Annotated in this window: 15 protein-coding genes and 1 pseudogene; 8 read left to right on the forward strand and 8 right to left on the reverse strand. The window is 68.7% G+C overall.

The window, feature by feature from the left end; genetic code table 11:
- The 5 genes and pseudogenes from AC27IQ_RS08920 to AC27IQ_RS08940 form a co-directional block, all read right to left on the reverse strand.
- The coding region (locus AC27IQ_RS08920) for an acyl-CoA dehydrogenase family protein (protein WP_487089255.1) at nucleotides 1–221 on the reverse strand (221 nt) is incomplete at its 3' end.
- A gap of 77 nt (nucleotides 222–298) precedes the next feature.
- Nucleotides 299–1,516: an acyl-CoA dehydrogenase family protein gene (locus AC27IQ_RS08925; RefSeq protein WP_487089256.1), complete on the reverse strand. Its 1,218-nt coding sequence runs from the start codon at nucleotides 1,514–1,516 to the stop codon at nucleotides 299–301.
- 132 nt (nucleotides 1,517–1,648) lie between these two features.
- A complete protein-coding gene (locus AC27IQ_RS08930) occupies nucleotides 1,649–2,644 on the reverse strand; it encodes a Bug family tripartite tricarboxylate transporter substrate binding protein (RefSeq protein WP_487089257.1) in 996 nt (331 codons plus the stop codon).
- 150 nt (nucleotides 2,645–2,794) lie between these two features.
- On the reverse strand, nucleotides 2,795–3,424 hold the full coding sequence (locus AC27IQ_RS08935; protein ID WP_487089258.1) for a TetR/AcrR family transcriptional regulator: 630 nt from the start codon (nucleotides 3,422–3,424) through the stop codon (nucleotides 2,795–2,797).
- Between the two features lie 165 nt (nucleotides 3,425–3,589).
- A pseudogene (locus AC27IQ_RS08940) lies at nucleotides 3,590–4,364 on the reverse strand (enoyl-CoA hydratase/isomerase family protein).
- 431 nt (nucleotides 4,365–4,795) lie between these two features.
- Between AC27IQ_RS08940 and AC27IQ_RS08945 the strand changes: the two are divergent.
- The 5 genes from AC27IQ_RS08945 (at nucleotide 4,796) to AC27IQ_RS08965 (ending at nucleotide 14,560) form a co-directional block, all read left to right on the forward strand.
- The gene (locus tag AC27IQ_RS08945) at nucleotides 4,796–6,658 is read left to right on the forward strand and encodes a phosphoenolpyruvate carboxykinase (GTP) (RefSeq protein WP_317357048.1); all 1,863 of its coding nucleotides are present in this window, start codon (nucleotides 4,796–4,798) and stop codon (nucleotides 6,656–6,658) included.
- A 343-nt stretch (nucleotides 6,659–7,001) separates the two neighbouring features.
- Nucleotides 7,002–7,793: an efflux RND transporter periplasmic adaptor subunit gene (locus tag AC27IQ_RS08950; RefSeq protein WP_487089259.1), complete on the forward strand. Its 792-nt coding sequence runs from the start codon at nucleotides 7,002–7,004 to the stop codon at nucleotides 7,791–7,793.
- Entirely contained in the window at nucleotides 7,739–8,230 is a 492-nt protein-coding gene (locus AC27IQ_RS08955) for an efflux RND transporter periplasmic adaptor subunit (RefSeq protein WP_487089260.1), read from the forward strand. Before AC27IQ_RS08950 ends, AC27IQ_RS08955 begins: the two co-directional genes overlap by 55 nt.
- A gap of 52 nt (nucleotides 8,231–8,282) precedes the next feature.
- On the forward strand, nucleotides 8,283–11,444 hold the full coding sequence (locus tag AC27IQ_RS08960; RefSeq protein WP_487089261.1) for an efflux RND transporter permease subunit: 3,162 nt from the start codon (nucleotides 8,283–8,285) through the stop codon (nucleotides 11,442–11,444).
- Nucleotides 11,441–14,560 carry an efflux RND transporter permease subunit gene (locus tag AC27IQ_RS08965; protein WP_487089262.1) on the forward strand — a complete coding sequence of 1,040 codons (3,120 nt, stop codon included), beginning with the start codon at nucleotides 11,441–11,443 and terminating at the stop codon, nucleotides 14,558–14,560. The genes AC27IQ_RS08960 and AC27IQ_RS08965 overlap by 4 nt, the downstream gene beginning before the upstream one ends.
- A 68-nt stretch (nucleotides 14,561–14,628) precedes the next feature.
- Here AC27IQ_RS08965 and AC27IQ_RS08970 read toward each other — a convergent pair whose 3' ends face one another.
- The gene (locus tag AC27IQ_RS08970; RefSeq protein ID WP_272566134.1) at nucleotides 14,629–15,069 is read right to left on the reverse strand and encodes a hypothetical protein; all 441 of its coding nucleotides are present in this window, start codon (nucleotides 15,067–15,069) and stop codon (nucleotides 14,629–14,631) included.
- A gap of 126 nt (nucleotides 15,070–15,195) precedes the next feature.
- On the opposite strand from AC27IQ_RS08970, the gene AC27IQ_RS08975 reads away from it, so the two are divergent.
- The 3 genes from AC27IQ_RS08975 to AC27IQ_RS08985 all read left to right on the forward strand — a co-directional run bounded on the left by AC27IQ_RS08975 (nucleotide 15,196) and on the right by AC27IQ_RS08985 (nucleotide 17,591).
- A complete protein-coding gene (locus AC27IQ_RS08975) occupies nucleotides 15,196–16,164 on the forward strand; it encodes a LysR family transcriptional regulator (protein WP_284430404.1) in 969 nt (322 codons plus the stop codon).
- A 33-nt stretch (nucleotides 16,165–16,197) separates the two neighbouring features.
- The gene (locus AC27IQ_RS08980; RefSeq protein ID WP_487089263.1) at nucleotides 16,198–17,043 is read left to right on the forward strand and encodes a metallophosphoesterase; all 846 of its coding nucleotides are present in this window, start codon (nucleotides 16,198–16,200) and stop codon (nucleotides 17,041–17,043) included.
- Between the two features lie 125 nt (nucleotides 17,044–17,168).
- Nucleotides 17,169–17,591 carry a universal stress protein gene (locus AC27IQ_RS08985; protein WP_272566139.1) on the forward strand — a complete coding sequence of 141 codons (423 nt, stop codon included), beginning with the start codon at nucleotides 17,169–17,171 and terminating at the stop codon, nucleotides 17,589–17,591.
- On the opposite strand, the gene AC27IQ_RS08990 is transcribed toward AC27IQ_RS08985, so the two are convergent.
- Both AC27IQ_RS08990 and AC27IQ_RS08995 read right to left on the reverse strand, forming a co-directional pair.
- Nucleotides 17,539–18,207: a TetR/AcrR family transcriptional regulator gene (locus AC27IQ_RS08990; protein ID WP_284410311.1), complete on the reverse strand. Its 669-nt coding sequence runs from the start codon at nucleotides 18,205–18,207 to the stop codon at nucleotides 17,539–17,541. The two genes, AC27IQ_RS08985 and AC27IQ_RS08990, sit on opposite strands and share 53 nt — an antisense overlap.
- Before the next feature lie 53 nt (nucleotides 18,208–18,260).
- The gene (locus AC27IQ_RS08995) at nucleotides 18,261–19,172 is read right to left on the reverse strand and encodes a LysR family transcriptional regulator ArgP (protein ID WP_272566141.1); all 912 of its coding nucleotides are present in this window, start codon (nucleotides 19,170–19,172) and stop codon (nucleotides 18,261–18,263) included.
- Nucleotides 19,173–19,216 lie beyond the last annotated feature (44 nt).

Below are 19,216 nucleotides of genomic sequence, written 5' to 3' on the forward strand. Positions count from 1 at the left end.
GGCGCCCGGCAGCCGGCCAGCAGCAGGGGCACCACGGCGCAGCGCGCGGCCAGGGGCTGCGCCAGGGCATGCCGGCCCGCGGCTTCGGCGATGGCGGCCACATCGCCCAGCGAGGCGCCGGCACCGTCGTGCGTCTCGTCAATCAGCACCCCCTGCCAGCCCAGCTGCAGGAACTGGTTCCATGTCTCGCTGGGCTCCTGGGATTCGAAGGTCTCTGCCACGGGCGCGCAGCGGCCACGCGGGAGGTGGTGTCATAGAGGTCGCCGGGGAACATCGGCGTGGCGTGGAATGTCATGGGTCAGGCTCCGAAAAGGTCGCGGGCGATCACGTTCTTCTGCACTTCGCTGGTGCCCCCGGCGATGGTGCGCGAGCGGTAGAACAGGTAGGTGTGGATGAGTTGGCGCAGGGGGTCGTCTGAATCGCCCGCCACTTCCTGCCCTGTGGCCGCGACCGTGTCGACCAGGCGCGCGGCGTACTCGGGGCCGGCGATGTCCAGCGCGATGCCGATGAGCTGCTGGGACAGGTCCGAGCAGTAGAGCTTGAGCGCCGACGATTTCGAGGCTGCCAGCGTGCCTTGCATCTCCTCCTGGATGGCGCTCAGCAGCATCTCGCGCGCGCCCGCCACGCCGGCCTGGGCCAGGTACAGGCGTTCGAGCAGCACATGCTGGCTCGCGCTGGGCGCCGATCCGCCAGCGCCGCGTGCGCGCAGCAGATCCCCCACCTGCTCAGCCAGCCGGGCCAGGCGAGGCACCGTCGCGGGCGAGAGCCGCTCACGGTCGAGCAGGAACTTGGCGCATTTCCAGCCCTCGCCTTCCACGCCCAGGAGGTTGGCGACAGGCACGCGCACGTCGTGGAGGAACACCTCGTTGACGTGGTGCCAGTGGTCGATCGTGGGGATGGGCCGCACCTCGATGCCCGGCGTGTCCATGGGCACGAGCAGCAGCGAAATGCCGGCCTGCTTGCGCCCTTCGTTCGACGTGCGCACCAGCGTGTACATCATGTCGGCCTCCTGCGCGTGCGAGGTCCAGATCTTCTGGCCGTTGATCACGTAGTGGTCGCCGTCGCGCACCGCCGCCGTTTTGAGCGACGCCAGGTCGGAGCCCGCGCCGGGCTCGGAGTAGCCCTGGCACCACCACTCGCTGCCGTCCAGGATGCGCGGCAGAAAGCGCGCCTTCTGCTCGGGCGTTCCGAAGTGCATGATCACCGGGCCGATGTGGCCCAGGCCGTGGTGGTACTGGGGCGGGCAGTCGGCCTGCGCGGTGACCTCCTCGAACAGGTAGCGCTGCTGCAGGTCCCAGCCCGTGCCGCCGTATTCCACCGGCCAGTTGGGCGCACCCCAGCCGCGCGCGAAGAGCTTTTCCTGCCAGATGCGGTACTCGTTGCGCGTGACCTTCTGGTTGTTGCGAACGACCTCCTTCAAGGCCGACGGGCATTCGGACTCGGCGAACTGGCGCAGTTCCTCGCGGAAGGCATCGTAGGGGTCGAGGGTGTGCGATGAAGGGAGGGAGATCGTCATGGTGCTTGGAAGTGCTGGGGCGCTAGCCCCGGTTCATTGCAGAAAAGAAGGAAGCCACAGCCCTTGACCATGCGGTAGAAGGCCGCGGCGTGGCGGCTGCGCGCGCAGGCGGGGTAGAGGCCACGGCACGCATCAATCCAGTTGAATGTTGCGTTCACGGAAAACGGGGGCCCAGCGCTCGCTCTCCGCGCGCAGGTAGGCCGCGAAGGCCTCCAGGTCTAGGTTGCGGGGCTCGACACCGGCACGCTCCACGGCTTCGCGCACGGCGGGCTGCTCCAGAACCTGGCGCAATTCGGCATGCAGCCATCGCTGCAATGCGGGCGCAGTGGATGCCGGCAGGAAAAAGCCGAACCAGCCCCCTGCGGTGAAATGGGCCAGCTCCGGCACGCCGGACTGGGCAATGGGCAACAACTCGGGCGCCCGGGCCAGCGGGGCGGTGCTCGCAACACCCAGCGCCCGCAGCCGTCCGCTGCGCACATGGGACAACGACGCCACCGAATCGAACATGGCATGGACTTGCCCGCCCAGCAGATCGTTCAGCGCGGGCCCATTGCCGCGGTAAGGCACATGCACGATGTCCATGCCCGTGAGGGACGCCAGCAGTTCTGCGGCGATGTGCGGACTGGACCCGTTGCCGGACGAAGCGAACACCAGCTTGCCCGGGTGTGCCTTGCCGTACACCACCAACTCGGCCACCGACGTCACGGGCAGGCGCGTGCTCACGTACAGAACGCTGGGCGTGTCGCCCACCATGGCGAGGGGAGCCAGGGCGCGTGGATCGTAAGGCAGCTGTTTCATCAACAGCGGATTGGCGATGTAGCCGAATGCCGTGAGCAGCAGCGTATGGCCATCGCCCGGCGCGCGCGCCACCAACGCCGTGCCGATGGTGCCGCCCCCGCCGTTGCGGTTGTCGACCACCACTGGCCGGGACCACCGCGCCGAGAGGGCCGACGCGATCGGGCGTGCCAGGTTGTCCGTCAGGCCTCCAGCGGCGTAAGGCACGACGATCTGGACGGGCTTGGCCCCCACCAGCCCCTCAGCGCCCACCACTCCTTGCGCCCGCGCCTGGGCACAGGCCAGGCCTGCACTCCAGGGCAACAAGAGGAAATGGCGTCGGTCAGTGCGCATGGGTAGACTCCTGCGAAAAGTCTACTAAACGGCCGGCAAGTAAATGAACAGGGAAAACCCGCGCCGCGCGCCAGGAAGGCCAGAAACGAACAAGCCGCCCCGGCGCAGGCCGGGGCGGCTTGGGGGGTGCCCGGGAGAAGGTGGCGCGCTTTACTGCAGCAGGCCGCCGAACGCCATGTCGAGGTACTGCTCGATCACCTGCCGGGTGGTGAGGCGACCTCCGGGCGAATGCCACCGCGCGATGTGGTTCAGCATGGACAGCAGCATGCGCCCGGCCATGGCCGGGTCCACCGCACGGAACTGCCCTGCCGAGATGGCCTGCGCGATGCTGTCGCGCAGCAGGTGTTCGTACTCGTCGCGCAGATAGACGGCCATGGCACGCGGGTCAACCGCGCTGCCGGACCAGAAGGCGTTGGAGCCAGCGATCCAGGAATGGCGGCTGCGGTCGAGGAAGTCGGCCGACGACTGCATGAACAGCCGCACCTTGTCGACCGGCGTGGCGCCCCCGGCCATCGCCTCGCGCACGGAGTCCACCAGCGCCTGCATGGATTCCAGCACGATGCGCTCGTAGAGCGCTTCCTTGTTGGGGAAGTGGTAGTACAGCGCCGCCTTGGTGATCTTGGCCTCTTCGGCGATGTCACGCAGCGAAGTGCCCTCGTACCCGCGCTGCGCAAACAGGCGGCATGCAATGTCGATGAGCTGTTCCTGCCGGGTGTCGGAGCGGGTCGTGGGCGCAGAGTCGACGGGGTCGTTCGCCGAAGCGGCTGGACGGTTTGCCATAGGGGGAGGCCTCCTCTCTTTTGTAGTTCTGGCACCCGGCCGGGCGGCGGATCGGCGCCACCCCGGTGCCACAAACCCCTCGCATCGCTGCGATGGGGATGGTGTCGTGCAGCCTCCATTTTGCAGCAGCGTCCTGGGCGCAGGCCCGGCTGCTCTCTCTGCCCGTCAGCGGCCCACGTAAACCGGAGCGCGCTTTTCCAGGAAGGCGCGCTGGGCCTCCTTGGCATCCTCCGTCTTGGACAACGCGACGGTGTTGCCCTGCTCATAGCGATAGGCGTCGCGCGACGGCATCAACTGCGTCAGTCGCGCGGCCTCCTTGGCCAGCCGCAGCGCAATGGGACTCTTGGAGGCGATCTCGCGCGCCAGGTCCATCGCGTAGGGCATCAGCTCCTCGGCAGGCAGGCAGGCCTCCACCAGGCCCAGGCGATAGAGTTCGGCGCCACTGACCTTCATGCCGGTGAAGAACATGCGACGTGCGCGTGAACGGCCGAACACCTCCTGCAGGAAAGTCACGCCCCCTGCGAGCCCTACGTTGATCTCAGGCATCGACACATAGCAGTCCTCGGAAGCCACCCAGATGTCAGAGGCCATCACCAGACCGAAGCCCGCACCCATGGCGGGCCCGTTGATGGCCGCGATGACGGGCTTGGAGCATTCGACAACTGCGTAGAACGATTCGCGCACCAGCCGGTTGTGGCGGCCGTAAGCGCCCGCGGTCGCACCGAGGTTGGGGCGCTCGCGGATGTCGGCACCTGCGGAAAAAAACTTTGCCTGCGCCGGTCAGCACCACGACCGAGACGTCCTCCCGATCCGACAATTCATCGAATACCTGCGTGATCTCGGCACGCAGCTCCGCGTTCTGGGCATTGACCGGTGGCCGGTTCAGTGTCACGACGGCGATGCGGTCCTGCACCGCGAGTTGCAAGGTCTGGAAGTCCATATATCTCCTTGTGTGGCATGGAATCTCGCCACGGCCAAAACACTGCAATCCATTTTTTACCTGCCGGGCGGTAATTGAACTTTCGGAGAAATCCGCAGGGCACGCAAGCAGGCGACTAAGGAAAAATCGGCAGATTTGTCCCGGCAGCGACATGGCAGTCCAGATCATGCTCAACACCCACATAACCCCATGCCTTTTTTGCATGAAAGTAATGTCTGTCTGACAGACAGGCGCGGGTGGGATTCATAAAATCGTCATCCCAGCCGACCCGCGGACCCTGCAGCTCTCGCCGCACTCCCCGCCCGCCGACTGAGCATCCAGCCGTTTTTTCAAAGGCAGCGCTCAGAAGACCCATGCGCAGGCCCCCACGTCGCGCCGCTCGTCGGCAGCTTCCTTTGAAAAAACTGTTTTTCAACTTCAGGAAGCTCCCGATGAACGCACCCACCATGCAAGGCCTGGATCTCAAAGCCCCCGCCTACGTCAAAAACGCCCGCCTGCTCGCCTGGGTGGCCGACATGGCCGTCCTCTGCAAGCCCGACGCCATCTACTGGTGCGACGGCTCTCAGGAAGAGTACGACCGCCTCTGCCAGCAACTGGTCGATGCCGGCACGTTCCAGAAACTCAATCCCGCCAAGCGCCCTGGCAGCTACCTTGCCTGGTCTGACCCGAGCGACGTGGCCCGCGTGGAAGACCGCACCTACATCTGCTCCGCCCAGAAGGAAGATGCCGGCCCCACCAACAACTGGATGGCACCGGCCGAGATGCGCGCCACGCTGCAGCCGCTGTTCGACGGCTGCATGAAGGGCCGCACCATGTACGTGGTGCCGTTCAGCATGGGCCCGCTGGGCTCGCCCATCGCACACGTGGGCATCGAACTGTCCGACAGCCCCTACGTCGCCGTGAACATGAAGATCATGACCCGCATGGGCCGTGCCGTGTACGACGTGCTGGGCATGGAAGGCGACTTCGTGCCCTGCGTGCACACCGTGGGCGCCCCGCTGCAGGCCGGCCAGAAGGACGTGTCCTGGCCTTGCAACAAGACCAAGTACATCGTGCACTACCCCGAAACGCGCGAGATCTGGTCGTATGGCTCGGGCTACGGCGGCAACGCGCTGCTGGGCAAGAAGTGCTTCGCGCTGCGCATCGCTTCCACCATGGGCCGCGACCAGGGCTGGCTGGCTGAGCACATGCTGATCCTGGGTGTCTCGAACCCCGAAGGCAAGAAGTACCACGTGGCCGCCGCCTTCCCGAGCGCCTGCGGCAAGACCAACTTCTCCATGCTGGTTCCGCCCAAGGCGTTCGAAGGCTGGAAGGTCACCACCATCGGCGACGACATCGCCTGGATCAAGCCCCAGGCCGATGGCAGCCTGCGCGCCATCAACCCCGAAGCCGGCTATTTCGGCGTGGCCCCGGGCACGAACTACCACACCAACCCCAACTGCATGGCCAGCCTGGACAAGAACGTGATCTTCACGAATGTCGCGCTGACCGACGATGGCGACGTGTGGTGGGAGGGCATGGAAAAGGACACCGGCAAGCTGCCCGACCACCTGATCGACTGGCAAGGCAAGGACTGGACGCCCCAGATCGCCAAGGAAACCGGCGCCAAGGCCGCACACCCCAACGCGCGCTTCACCGTGGCTGCCACCAACAACCCCGCGCTCGACGAAGCCTGGGACGACCCCAAGGGCGTGAAGATCGACGCGTTCATCTTCGGCGGCCGCCGCTCCACCACCGTGCCGCTGGTGACCGAGGCCCGCAACTGGACGGAAGGCGTCTACATGGCCGCCACCATGGGCTCCGAGACGACGGCCGCTGCCGCCGGCCAGCAGGGCGTGGTGCGCCGCGACCCGTTCGCCATGCTGCCCTTCATGGGCTACAACATGAGCGACTACTTCCAGCACTGGCTGAACATGGGCGAGAAGATCGCTGCCGCCGGCGCACAACAACCGAAGATCTACACCACCAACTGGTTCCGCAAGGGCGACGACGGCAAGTTCGTCTGGCCCGGCTACGGTGACAACATGCGCGTGCTCAAGTGGATGATCGACCGCATCGAAGGCCAGGCCAGCGGTCAGGACACGCCGATCGGCACCGCCCCCCAGTACGGCGAGATCAACTGGACGGGCATCGAATTCACCCCGGCGCAGTTCGACACGGTCACCCGCATCGATGCCGCCGCCTGGGCCGACGAGCTGAAGCTGCACACGGCCCATTTCGATCAACTGGCCTACCACCTGCCTGCCGCGCTGCTCGACACGAAGGCCGCGCTGGAAAAGCGTCTGGCTGGCTGATCCCTTCGCGCATGGGGTTCGGTGGCGCCACGCCACCGAATGGCCGTTCCGATGTAAAGCGCCCGGTCCGCACAGCGGCCCGGGCGCTTTTTCGTGATGGCACAGATCACCTTCCAATTAAAAGTCATTATCATTTAGACCGTTCTTTCGGCTAAATTCGCAGGCGGCCAACCCCGACCGGGCACCGCACCGCACACGTCCCCACTGCCCCGTCTTCTCATGGGACCGACAATGCCGCTGCAACTCCCGGTTCGCCGGGTTGCGCACCGGCTTCCTGCGCCCGCGGCGCTGGCACTCTTCTCCCCTCGACGGGCCCGACATGGTTGAAATGGTTTCTGAGCGGATGCCGGCGGCATCCACACGCCGTCTCTGGCTGCGGCTGCTGGGCTGCGTGGTGCTGGTGTTGCTGGCCTGGGTGGCGTGGTATCTCATGTGGCGCCAACCTGCGCTGCAGGAGACGGGGCCCAGTCCCTGGAGCGGACCCATTCCGGTGCGCCTCGTGGGTGTGCAGCGGCAGGCCATGGACGAGCAGATCAAGGCCATCGGCACCGTGACTGCACTGCAAAGCGTGACCGTGCGCAGCCGCGTGGACGGCCAGTTGGCGCGCGTGCTGTTCCAGGAGGGCCAGGAGGTGCGGCGTGGCCAGGTGCTGGCCGAGATCGACCCCGCACCCTTCCGCGTGAAGCTGGCACAGGCCGAGGGCCTGCAGCAGCAGATGCAGGCGCAACTGCAAAGCGCGGAGCGCGACGTGGCGCGCTACCGCACGCTGCTGCAGCAGGACTCCATCGCGCGGCAGCAGTTGGAAACCCAGGAAGCCCTGGTGGCCCAACTGCGCGGCAGCCTGGCGACTGTGCGCGCCCAGGTGCAGGAGGCCCAGTTGCAGCTGTCGTACACGCGGATCGAGGCCCCGGTGGCCGGCCGTCTGGGCATGCGGAGGGTCGATGCGGGCAATCTGGTCGCGACGGCCGATGCCCAGGGCCTGGTGTCCATCACGCAGACGCACCCCATCACAGTGCTGTTCGCCATTCCCGAAACCCAGCTGCCGGCCGTACGTGCCGCGCACGCGGTGCCCGGCCCCTGGTGGTGCAGGCCTGGGACCGCGCCGAAGCCGCCCTGCTGGGAACCGGGCGGCTGACCACCCTGGACAACCAGATCGACACGGCCACCGGCACCTTGCGGCTCAAGGCCCAGTTCGACAATGCCGACGACGCGCTTTTTCCCAACCAGTTCGTCAACGTGCGGCTGAAAGTGCGCACGCTGGAGAATGCCCTCGTTGTGCCGGCGGATGCGGTTCAGCACGGCAGCCAGGGGCCCTACGTGTACACCGTGCGGGACGGTAAAGCCGTGCTGCGCCGCGTGGCGCTGGGTGCCAGCGATGGCGAGCGCCTGGTCGTGACCCAGGGCCTGGCCGAAGGCGATTCCGTCGTGCTGGAAGGGCTGGATCGCCTGCGGGACGGCATCGACGTGGCGCAGGTGGTGGATGGCGAGCCCCCTCAGACCGCGCATCAGCTGCAGCAGCGCGCAAAAGCGCAGGCCGCGGCAGCCTCCACCTCCGCCAGCACGGCGCGCTGATGGCGCTGCCCCGCAACGCCCGAACCACCGCTGCCCTGGTACCGCCGCCGCCATGAATCTTTCGCGCCCGTTCATCCTGCGCCCGGTGGCGACGCTGCTGCTCATGCTGGCGCTGCTCATCGCAGGGGCGATCGCCTGGCGCCTGCTGCCGGTAGCGGCGCTGCCGCAGGTGGACTACCCCGTCATCCAGGTGTTCACCTTCCACCCGGGCGCCAGCCCGGATGTCACGGCCCGTGCCATCACCGCGCCGCTGGAGCGCCGGCTCGGGCAGATCCCGGGCCTGCGGCAAATGTCGTCCACCAGCTCCAGCGGTGCCTCGGTCATCACGCTGCAGTTCATGCTGGACGCGGACCTGGCCGTGGGCGAGCAGAACGTGCAGTCCGCGCTCAACACCGCGGCCAGCCTGCTGCCCGCCGACCTGCCCGCACCGCCGATCTACCGCAAGGTGAACCCGGCCGACGCGCCCATCCTCACCCTGGCCATCACCTCGGCGAGCCTGCCGCTGCACGAGGTGCACGACCTCGTGGAAACGCGCATGGCGCAAAAGCTCGCGCAGCTGTCGGGCGTGGGTCTGGTGAGCCTGGCCGGCGGTCAGCGCCCGGCCCTGCGCGTGCGGGTCAACCCCACGGCGTTGGCATCGCAGCAACTGGGCATGGAAGACGTGCGCCGGGCGATCGCGGGCGCCAATGCCAACCAGCCCAAGGGCAGCTTCGACGGCCCGTACCGCACCACCTTGCTGGACGCGAACGACCAGATCACCTCGCCGGACGCCTACCGCCGGCTCATCGTCGCCTGGCGCACTCCCACCGGCACGGTGGCGTCCAACCCGGCCGTCGCCGGCACGGGCACTGCGCCGCCGGGCGCTCCGATCCGCCTGGGCGACGTGGCCACCGTCGAATCCGGCCCGGAAGATCGCTTTCTGGCCGCATGGGCCGACCGGCAGCCGGCCGTGCTGCTCAACGTGCAGCGGCAACCGGGTGCCAACGTGATCGACGTCGCCGACCGGGTGCGTGCCCTGCTGCCCCAGCTCACCGCCACCCTGCCCGCCGCCGTGAACGTGGCGCTGCTCACCGACCGCACACAGAGCATCCGCGCCTCGGTGCGCGACGTGCAGCTCGAGCTGGTGTTCGCGGTGGGTCTGGTCGTGCTGGTGACCTTCCTGTTCCTGCGCAGCGCCACCGCCACCTTCATTCCGGGCGTGGTGGTGCCGCTGTCGCTGGTGGGCACCTTCGGCGTGATGTACCTGCTGGGCTTTTCGGTCAACAACCTGAGCCTGATGGCGCTCACCATCGCCACGGGCTTCGTGGTGGACGATGCCATCGTCATGCTGGAGAACATCGCGCGCCACCGAGAGCAGGGCCTGCCGCCGCTGCAGGCGGCGCTCAAGGGCGCTTCGGAGATCGGGTTCACCCTGGTCTCGCTCACCGTGTCGCTGGTGGCCGTGCTGATTCCGCTGCTGTTCATGCGCGACGTGGTCGGGCGGCTGTTCCACGAGTTCGCACTCACGCTGGCCGTGGCCATCGGAATCTCGCTGCTGGTGTCGCTCACGCTCACGCCGATGATGAGCGCCCGGCTGCTCAAGGCCCCCCTGCACGCGCCGCCCGGCGAAGGCAAGGGCACGGGCTTCATGGACCGCGTGCTCGAACGCTATGGCCGCGCGATCGATGCGGTGCTCGCGCACCAGGGCCTGACGATGCTGGCGATGCTGGCCACGTTGGTCCTCACCGTCCTGCTCTACCTGGCCGTGCCCAAGGGATTCTTTCCGGTGCAGGACAGCGGGGTGGTCCAGGTGGTGACCGAGGTGGCGCCCGACAGCTCGTTCACCGTGGTGTCGCAGCGCCAGCAGGCGCTGGCCGACGCACTGCTGCAGGAGCCGGACGTGGCGAGCCTTTCGTCCTTCGTGGGGGTGGACGGCAGCAATGCCTCGCTCTCCAGCGGGCGCATGCTCATCAACCTGCGCGCCCATGGAGACCGGCAGACCAGTGCCCGCGCCATCCTGGACAGCCTGCGCGCCCGCGCGCGCCAGGTGGGCGGCATCACGGCCTGGTTCCAGCCGGTGCAGGAACTCTCCATCGAAGACCGTGTGAGCCGCACGCAGTACCTGTTCACCCTGACCACGCCGGACCCGGCATTGCTCGACACCTGGGTGCCACGCCTGGTGGAGCGGCTGCGCGCCCGCGCCGAACTGGCGGACGTGGCCAGCGACCTGCAGCAACAGGGCCGGCAGGCGCACGTGGAGGTGGACCGCGACGCCGCCGCGCGCCTGGGCCTCACCGTGGCCGACATCGCCACCGCCTTGCAGAACGCCTACGCCCAGCGGCAGATCGCCACGCTGTTCACCCAGGCCAGCCAGTACCGCGTGGTGCTGGAGGTCGATCCGCGCCACGCACGCGGGCTGGATGCGTTGCAGACCACGTTCGTGTCCACGCCGTCCGGGCGCAGCGTGCCGCTGGCGGCCGTGGCGCGCATCACCCAGCAGCCCGCGCCGCTGCAGGTCCTGCAGCAAGGCCAGTTTCCGGCGGCCACGGTGTCGTTCAACCTGGGCGCGGGCCACTCGCTCGGGGCGGCCGTGGCGGCCATCGAACGGGAGCTTGCGGCCACCGGTCTGCCGCCCCAGATCGAGACGCGCTTTCAGGGCGCGGCCGAGGCGTTCCGCGCATCGCTGTCCAACACGCTGTGGCTGGTGTTGGCAGCGGTGGTCACCATGTACATCGTGCTCGGGGTGCTTTACGAAAGCACCATCCACCCCATCACCATCCTTTCCACGCTGCCCTCGGCCACCGTCGGCGCGCTGCTGGCCCTGCTCGTCAGCGGCCGCCCGCTGGACCTGATCGCGGTGATCGGCATCGTGCTGCTCATCGGCCTGGTCAAGAAGAACGGGATCATGATGGTGGACTTCGCCCTGGATGCGCAGCGCCGCCTCGGGCTGCCCGCGCACGAGGCCATCCGGCGTGCCGCGCTGCTGCGCCTGCGCCCCATCCTCATGACGACGCTGGCCGCCCTGGTGGGCGCGTTGCCCCTCATGCTCGCACAGGGCTCGGGCGCGGAGTTGCGCCAGCCGCTGGGCATCGTGATGGTGGGCGGGCTGGTGGTCAGCCAGGTGCTCACGCTCTTCACCACCCCCGTGGTGTATCTGTATTTCGACCGGCTGGGCCAGCGGCTTTCGCGCCGCCGTGCGGCCTGGCAGGACGGCACGGCGGGCAGCGGGCCATGAACCTGGCGCGCCTGTGCATCCGCCGCCCGGTGGCCACCTCGCTGCTGTCGCTGGCGCTGGTGCTGATGGGCCTGCTGGCCTGGCGGCTGCTGCCGGTGGCGGCGCTGCCGCAGGTGGACTACCCCGTCATCCGCGTGAGCGCCAGCCTGCCCGGCGGCAGCCCCGAAAGCATGGCCGCCACCGTGGCCGCCCCGCTGGAGCGCGCCCTCGGTGCGATTGCCGGCGTGGCGGCCATCTCGTCCAGCAGCAACCAGGGCACGACGGAGGTGAAGCTCGAATTTGTGCTGGGCCGCGACCTGGATGCGGCCGCGCGCGACGTGCAGGCGGCGATCAACGCAGTGCGCAGCCAGTTGCCTGCGGGCATGAAGGGCAACCCGACCTTCCGCAAGATCCAGTCGTCCCAGCGGCCCATCGTGGTGCTGGCGCTGTCGTCGCCGGACCTGGCGCCCTCGGCGCTGTACGACGCCGCCTCCACGATCCTGGCGCAGAAGATCGCGCAGGTGCCGGGTGTGTCCGATGTCTCGGTCGGGGGCGCCTCGCTGCCGGCGGTGCGGGTGCAGCTCGATCCGGGCGCCCTGGCGCACCAGGGGCTGTCGCTGGACGAGGTGCGGTCGGCCATCGTGCGGGCCGGCTCGGTGCAGCCCCTGGGCGCGGTGGAAGAAGGCGCCCGTCACTGGCCCCTGGCGCTGGATGGCGCGCCGGCCCGCGCGGCCGACTACACGTCGCTCGTGGTGCGCTGGGCCGAGAACGCGCCAGTGCGCCTGTCCGACGTGGCGCGGGTGACCGACTCCACCGAGAACCGCTACAGCAGCGGCTTTCACAACGAGCGCGATGCCGTCATCCTGCAGGTGCGGCGCCAGCCCGGCGCCAATACGGTGGCGACCGTGGACGCGATCCGTGCGCAGCTGCCCTACCTGCGCACACTGGTGCCTGCGAGCGCGCGGCTGGACATCGTCGTCGAGCGTTCGCAAGGCATCCGGGCCACGCTGCGCGAGGCGCATCTCACGCTCGCTCTGTCGGTGGCGCTGGTGGTGGCCGTGGTGGCGGCCTTTCTCGGGCGGCTGCGCACGGCGCTCATTCCCACCGTGGCGATCCCGGTGTCGCTCATCGGCACGTTCACGGTGATGTACCTGGCGGGCTTTTCGCTCAACAACCTGTCGCTCATGGCCCTCATCGTGGCGGCCGGCCTGGTGGTGGACGACGCGATCGTGGTGCTGGAGAACGTGGAGCGCTACATCGAACGCGGCATGACGCCGTTGCGCGCCGCGCTGCGCGGCGCGGGCGAGGTGGGTTTCACGCTGGTGGCGATGACCCTCGCCCTCGTGGTGGTCTTCGTCTCGATCCTGTTCATGGGCGGCGTGGTGCAGCGGCTGTTCCGCGAGTTCTCCATCACGCTGGCGGCGGCGGTGGTGATCTCGCTGGTGGTGTCCCTGACGCTCACGCCTGTGCTGTGCGCCTATGGGCTGCGCGGGCAGCGCAGCGCACGCCAGGCACAGGCGCGGCATGCCTGGACCGCTCGCGTGGGGGCCGCCAGCGCCGCGATGCTGGCCGACCTGCGCCACGGCTACGACCGCAGCCTGGGCTGGGCGCTGCGCCACAGCTTCGTGGTGCTGCTCGCCTTCCTGGCCGTGGTGGGCGTGAACGTGTGGCTTTACCAGTCGCTGCCCAAGATCATGATGCCGCGTCAGGACACCGGCATCGTCCACGCTTTCATCCGCGGCGACGATGGCTTTTCGTTCCAGGTCATGCAGCCCAAGATCGAGGCCTACCGCCGCCTGCTGCTGGCCGACCCGGCCGTGGCCCACGTGGCCGGCACCAGCGGCGGCAGCGGCAGCATCGCCAACAGTTTTTTCATCGTCAGCCTCAAACCCCTGGCGGAGCGTGGCGGCGAGCCGACGCAAGCCGTGGTCAACCGGCTTCGCGAGAAGGCGCCAGCCGTGCCGGGCGGGGTGCTGAGCCCCAGCATCGAGCAGGACATCCAGATCGGCGGCGTGTCGTTCGGCGAGGCCGATACGGCGGTCATCCTGCGCTCGGGCGAAGTGCGCTCGCTGCGCACCTGGGCCCGGAAGGTGTCGCTGGCCATGGGCGAGGCACCGGAATTCACCGACGTGCAGGCCGTGAGCGACGGTGGCGCGCAGCAGGTGGTGGTGGACATCGACCGCGAGGCCGCGCAGCGCCTGGGGGTGGACATGCAGGCCGTGGCGTCCGTGCTGAACAACTCCTACGCCCAGCGCCAGGTGACCACGCTGTACGACCGGCTCAACCAGTACCGCGTAGTGATGGAGGTGGACCCGCGCTTCACTTCGCAGCCGCAATCGCTGGCGCAGATGCAGGTGCTCACCCCGAACGGATCGCGCGTGCCGCTCACGGCCTTTGCCACGTGGCGCTACGGGCTGGCGGAGGACCAGGTGTGGCACGACGCGCTGTTCGCGTCGATGTACATTGGCTACAGCCTCGCCCCCGGCGTGACGCAGGAGCAGGGCCAGCGTGCACTCAACGCCGTGATGGCGCGCGTGATGCTGCCCGCCTCGGTGCACCTGGCGCCGTCCGGGGAAGACGCGGCACGGTCCAGCGCGGTGCGCTCGCAGCCCTGGCTCATCTTGGGCGTGGTGCTGGCCGTGTACTTGGTGCTGGGGGTGCTGTACGAGAGTCTGGTGCACCCGCTCACGATCCTCTCCACCGTCCCGCCGGCGGGCGTTGGCGCGCTGCTGGCGTTGTGGCTGACCAACACCCCGTTCAGCCTCATGGCGCTGCTGGGGCTGTTTCTGCTCATCGGCGTGGTCATGAAGAACGCCATCCTGATGATCGACTTCGCGCTCGACGCCCAGCGCCGCGAGGGGTTGCCGCCGCAGCAGGCGATCCGCCGTGCGGCGGCGCTGCGGCTGCGCCCGATCCTGATGACCAATCTGGCAGGCCTGCTCGGCGCGCTGCCCCTGGTGCTCGGCACGGGCGAAGGCTCCGAGCTGCGCCGGCCGCTGGGCCTGGCCATCATGGGGGGGCTGGCGGTCAGCCAGTTGCTCACGCTGTACACCACCCCTGTCATCTATTACGGCCTGGAGCGCTGGCGCCAGCGGTGGCTGGCAGGGGGTGGGGAGCCCGTACCCGGCGCGCCATGAAAAAGAAAAAGGGCGCCTGGTGGGGCGCCCTTGATGGGGAGACTTCGCGGCCGGTCCGGCCGCCGATCTCAGTAGTAGCGGCGGATGTTGTCCACCGCGATGCCATTCATGGCACGGCTCAGGTCGGCCATGATGCGGGCGTCGTACAGTGCGGCGTTCCAGGTCTTTTCGTCCTCGGCTTCACGGCGACGGGCTTCGGCCCAGGCCTTGTAGCCGGAGCGCAACACAGCGCTGGCGCGGCGGGCGGGACCGGCCAGCAGGGCCAGCGCGGCGAAGGCGATCACCCACATGACCATCCAAGCGGCCAGCATGTGGCCTTCGGCGCGGGTGTCGACCACTTGGTTGGCGACCACCAGCACGGCGGCCACGACGGCGGCCAGCAGGAGGGAGGATGCGCCCCGTGCGCCGTCCAGGCTGGCGGCAGCGCCCTTCAGGGAAGCGGCGAAGCGCTCTGCGCGCTGCACGCCGGGGTGTTCGGTGCGGTATTCGATGTGTACAAAATTTGCCATGATGAGGACCCTTTTCAGACGCTTTTGGCGAAATTGCCGGGCGAATGGGTGAATCTTAGGGTTTACCCCATGGCTGTTCCACTTTATATTTTGAATCTCAGTCATTCATTGAAGTGATGGTTCAACATGCTGCCTCTCAACTTCCGCTCGCTTGACCTGAACCTGCTGCGCGTGTTCGATGAGGTGATGACCGAGCGCAACCTCACCCGAGCTGCGCACAAGCTGTCGCTTACCCAGCCGGCCGTGAGCAACGCGCTGCGGCGCCTGCGCGAGGTGCTGGGCGACGACCTGGTGGTGCGCAGCGGGCAGGGCGTGCAGCCCACGCCCCGGGCGCTCACACTGTGGCCGCCGGTGCGGCAGGCCTTGGCGCAATTGCAACAGTCGCTGGCGCCGGGGGATTTCGACCCTGCCACCGCCAGTTCCACGTTCGTGCTGGCCATGGCCGACGCCACGGGCGCCACGCTGATCCCGCCGCTGGTGGAGATCATCGAGCGCGAGGCGCCCGGGGTGTCCGTGCGCGTGGTGCCGCTCACCACGCGCGACCCGCGCAGCATGCTGGACGACGAATCCGCCGACATGGCCGTGGGCTACTTCCCCGCGGTGATGGCCGACCTGACCGCACGCGCCCAGACCGACAGCGTGGTGGCCTTCGAAAGCGTGCGCCTCTACGACGGCGAATACGTGTGCGTGATGCGCCACGGCCACCCGCTCGCCCAGGTGCCGATGACGCTCGACCTGTACTGCAGCGCGCGCCACTTGCTGGTGAGCTTTTCCGGCAAGCCCTACGGCTTCATCGACGAGGCGCTCACCGCGCTGGGCCGCGAGCGGCGCATCGTGCTCACGGTGAACCAGTTCTTCACCGCTGGGCGCGTGGTGACCACCACCGACCTGCTCACCGTGCTGCCGCGCCACTTCGTGGGCGTGGCCAGCATCGCCGGCGAACTGGTGTGGCGCCCGCTGCCCATGCCGCTGCCCACGGTGCATGTCGATGCGCTGTGGCACCGCCGCCGCCTGCACGATGCGGCCCACCGCTGGCTGCGGGGCGCGATGGCGCGCTCGGCCCTGCCCACGGCCCGGCGCCCTCCCGTGGCCTGACGGCGGCACCGCGCCAGCCTCCACAATCGGCGCATGAAGATTCAACTGCTGTCCGATCTGCACCTGGAAGCCCACCCCGCCTTCGCCCCCAGCCCCGCCCCGGGCGCCGACGTGCTCGTGCTGGCCGGCGACATCGGCTCCTACCAATCCGGCTCGCAGCTGGCCGACGACGACTTCGGGCTGGCGCGCTTTTCCCCGCTGCCGCAGTTCGCCGGCTGGCCGACCCCCGTGCTGTTCGTGCCCGGCAACCATGAATACGACATGCAGGATTTCGACGCCGCCCAGCAGCGCCTGCGCCAGGTGTGCGACCGCCTGGGCCTGATCTGGCTGGAACGCGAAAGCGTGGTGCTGGAGGGCGTGCGCTTCGTCGGCACCACCCTCTGGAGCGACTTCGACGCACTGGCCGAGGACGAGGGCAGCACCGACCTCGCGCGCCGCCTGCGCCAGCGCGAGAAGGCCTTTCGCGCCGCCAACTTCTACCTGCGCAAGACTGGCGGCACCCGCAGCGGCGAGCCCTTCCTGGCCGAGCCGATGCGCGAGCAGTCCCTGGCCTGCCAGGCATGGCTGCGCGACGCGCTCGCGCGCCCGTTCGACGGTCCCACCGTGGCCGTGACGCACTTCGCCCCGAGCCTGAAAAGCGCCGACCCGCGCTACGGGCTGATTCCCGGCACCGCGGGGTTCTGCAATGCGCTGGACGATCTGCTGCCCCATGCCCAGCTGTGGATGCACGGCCACCTGCATTCGCCGAGCGACTACACGGTGCAGGGCGCGCGGGCCGATGGAACGCCCTGGCGCTGCCGCGTGGTGGCCAACCCCCTGGGCTATGCCCGCAAGGGCGAGCAGGACACCTTCTCGCCGCATTTCACCGCCACCGTATGATCGTTCGCAGGTGCCGGCTTCCACGCCGGCGCTTTCGCCGCGCAGGGCATACAAAGATGACGCAGGTCAAGACAACAGGCGCACGCGCAGATTAGTCTGGTCCCTTCTCTTTCGGAGACGTCTTCATGAACATCCTCCTCGCCGTCGACGGCAGCCCGTACACCAAGAAAATGCTCGCCTACCTCGCCACCCACGAGGAACTGCTGGCCGGCACGCACGACTACACCGTGGTGACCGTGCAGCCCGCCCTGCCGCCCCGCGCCCGCGCGGCCCTGGGCAAGGAAACCGTCGAGAAATACCACGCCGAAGAGGCCGAGAAAATCATCGGCCCGGTGGTCAAGTTCCTCGCCCGCCACGGGGTGGTGGCCCAGCGGATCGTGAAGACCGGCCCCATCGGCGAAACCCTCGGCAAGGTGGCGGACACCGGAAAGTTCGACCTGCTCGTGATGGGCTCGCACGGCCACGGCGCGCTCGGCAAGCTGGTGATGGGCTCGGTCAGTACCCAGGTGCTGGCGAACAGCCAGGTGCCGGTGCTGCTGGTGCGCTGACCCCTTGCGCGGCCAGGCCGCCGAAGCACGTCTCCACCGCCCAGTCGAGGATGCGCGCATCGGTGTACCGCCCGGTGGCGCGCAGCATGGCCGGCAGCGGGTCGGCCGAACGGGCCAGCAGCGCCCACAGCACCACGTCGGGCGGCCACTGGGCGTTCAGTTGGCCGGCCTCCTGGGCTTCCACGATCCAGGTGGTGATCCGCGCGCTGGCGGTCTGCAGCGACGCCTGGTAGCGCTCGCAGTCGCGCAGCGGCCCGGCCAGACCGGAATTGCGGCTCAGCAGCAGGGGCATCTCGTCGGTCAGCTGCAGCGACAGCATCCAGCGCAGCAGCGCCTGCAGGCGCTCGATGGCGGACTGGCCGGGCGGCACGCTCTGCAAAAACCCTTGCAGCCGGTCCACGGCATGCACCATGGCAGCGGCGCACAGGTCGTCCTTGCCGGCGAAGTGCTTGTACAGGCTGGCCTTGGCCACACCCACTTCGGCCGCCACGTCGTCCAGCGTCATGGCCTCGAAGCCCTTTTCGCCGAGCAGGCGGCCCGCAGCCGCCACGATGGCCTCTTCCCGTGCCTGGTGCATTTGCGCCTTGAAGGAGGGGCGGGACGGGGGCGTGTTCATGCGGCGCATCTTAGCGACCGGCCGCGGCCCCCGGTACCGGGACAGCCCGGGGCCTACACCGCCAGCATGCGGGCCGCGGTGCGGGTCAGCGCCTCGGACAGCGCATCCAGCACCTCCGATTCGAGGTTCCAGCAGTGCCAGTACAGCTGGATCGGCAGCGAATGGCCGGGCGCCAGGTCCACCAGGCTGCCGTCGGCCAGCGCCCCGCGCACCAGCAATTCGGGCACCACGCCCGCGCCCCAGCCGGCGGTGGCGGCGCGCACCTGGCCTTCGGAGCTGGGCACGAACAGGTGGTGCAGCGCCACGCGCTTGAGGCCGAAGGCGCGCATCACGAACTCGGCCTGCATGTCGTCCTTGCGGTTGAACGACAGGAACGGCACGTCGCGGAAGTTGTGCGGCGTGAGCCCGTGCGGCAGGTAGCGCGCCGCCAGCGCCGGCGAGGCCACCGCCACGTAGTGCATGGCCCCGAGCGGCACCACCTTGCAGCCGCGCAGCGCCTGCTTGAGCGTGGTGACGCAGCCCAGCACCTGGCCCGAGCGCAGCCACTCCTGCGTGAAATCCTGGTCGTCCACGATGATCTCGACGGGCAGGCGCTGGCGCACCAGATCGTGCAGCGCCTCCAGCGCCCAGGTGGCAATGCTGTCGGCGTTGATGGCAATCGAGATGCGCTCGTCCTCGCGCGCGCCGCCGGGGGCGCTCGGGGCGAGTTCCTGCAGGTCGCGCTCCAGGTCGGCGCGCAGCAGGCGCAGCTGCTTGGTGTGCTTGAGCAGCAGCTGGCCGGCGGTGGTGGGCTTGAGCGGCCGGCTGCGCACGATGAGCACCGAGCCCACCTGCGCCTCCAGGGCGCGCAGCCGCTGCGAGACGGCCGACTGCGTGACGTTCAGGCGCTGGGCGGCGCGCTCGAAACCGCCCTCCTCCACGATGGCGGCCAGGCATTCCAGTGCGGCGGGATCGAAGCTGCTCATGGGCGTGCGTGCATTAGAGGTTCTGATGAATTTGGATGAAGTTT

It is taken from the genome of Acidovorax sp. KPB24-07 (assembly GCF_057543315.1).

Excerpts from the sequence above, each read along its gene's own strand:
- AC27IQ_RS08925 (WP_487089256.1), bottom strand. The coding sequence starts at position 1,516 with ATGACGATCTCCCTCCCTTCATCGCACACCCTCGACCCCTACGATGCC.
- AC27IQ_RS08930 (WP_487089257.1), bottom strand. The coding sequence starts at position 2,644 with ATGCGCACTGACCGACGCCATTTCCTCTTGTTGCCCTGGAGTGCAGGC.
- AC27IQ_RS08935 (WP_487089258.1), bottom strand. The coding sequence starts at position 3,424 with ATGGCAAACCGTCCAGCCGCTTCGGCGAACGACCCCGTCGACTCTGCG.
- AC27IQ_RS08945 (WP_317357048.1), top strand. The coding sequence starts at position 4,796 with ATGAACGCACCCACCATGCAAGGCCTGGATCTCAAAGCCCCCGCCTAC.
- AC27IQ_RS08950 (WP_487089259.1), top strand. The coding sequence starts at position 7,002 with ATGCCGGCGGCATCCACACGCCGTCTCTGGCTGCGGCTGCTGGGCTGC.
- AC27IQ_RS08960 (WP_487089261.1), top strand. The coding sequence starts at position 8,283 with ATGAATCTTTCGCGCCCGTTCATCCTGCGCCCGGTGGCGACGCTGCTG.
- AC27IQ_RS08965 (WP_487089262.1), top strand. The coding sequence starts at position 11,441 with ATGAACCTGGCGCGCCTGTGCATCCGCCGCCCGGTGGCCACCTCGCTG.
- AC27IQ_RS08970 (WP_272566134.1), bottom strand. The coding sequence starts at position 15,069 with ATGGCAAATTTTGTACACATCGAATACCGCACCGAACACCCCGGCGTG.
- AC27IQ_RS08975 (WP_284430404.1), top strand. The coding sequence starts at position 15,196 with ATGCTGCCTCTCAACTTCCGCTCGCTTGACCTGAACCTGCTGCGCGTG.
- AC27IQ_RS08980 (WP_487089263.1), top strand. The coding sequence starts at position 16,198 with ATGAAGATTCAACTGCTGTCCGATCTGCACCTGGAAGCCCACCCCGCC.
- AC27IQ_RS08985 (WP_272566139.1), top strand. The coding sequence starts at position 17,169 with ATGAACATCCTCCTCGCCGTCGACGGCAGCCCGTACACCAAGAAAATG.
- AC27IQ_RS08990 (WP_284410311.1), bottom strand. The coding sequence starts at position 18,207 with ATGAACACGCCCCCGTCCCGCCCCTCCTTCAAGGCGCAAATGCACCAG.
- AC27IQ_RS08995 (WP_272566141.1), bottom strand. The coding sequence starts at position 19,172 with ATGAGCAGCTTCGATCCCGCCGCACTGGAATGCCTGGCCGCCATCGTG.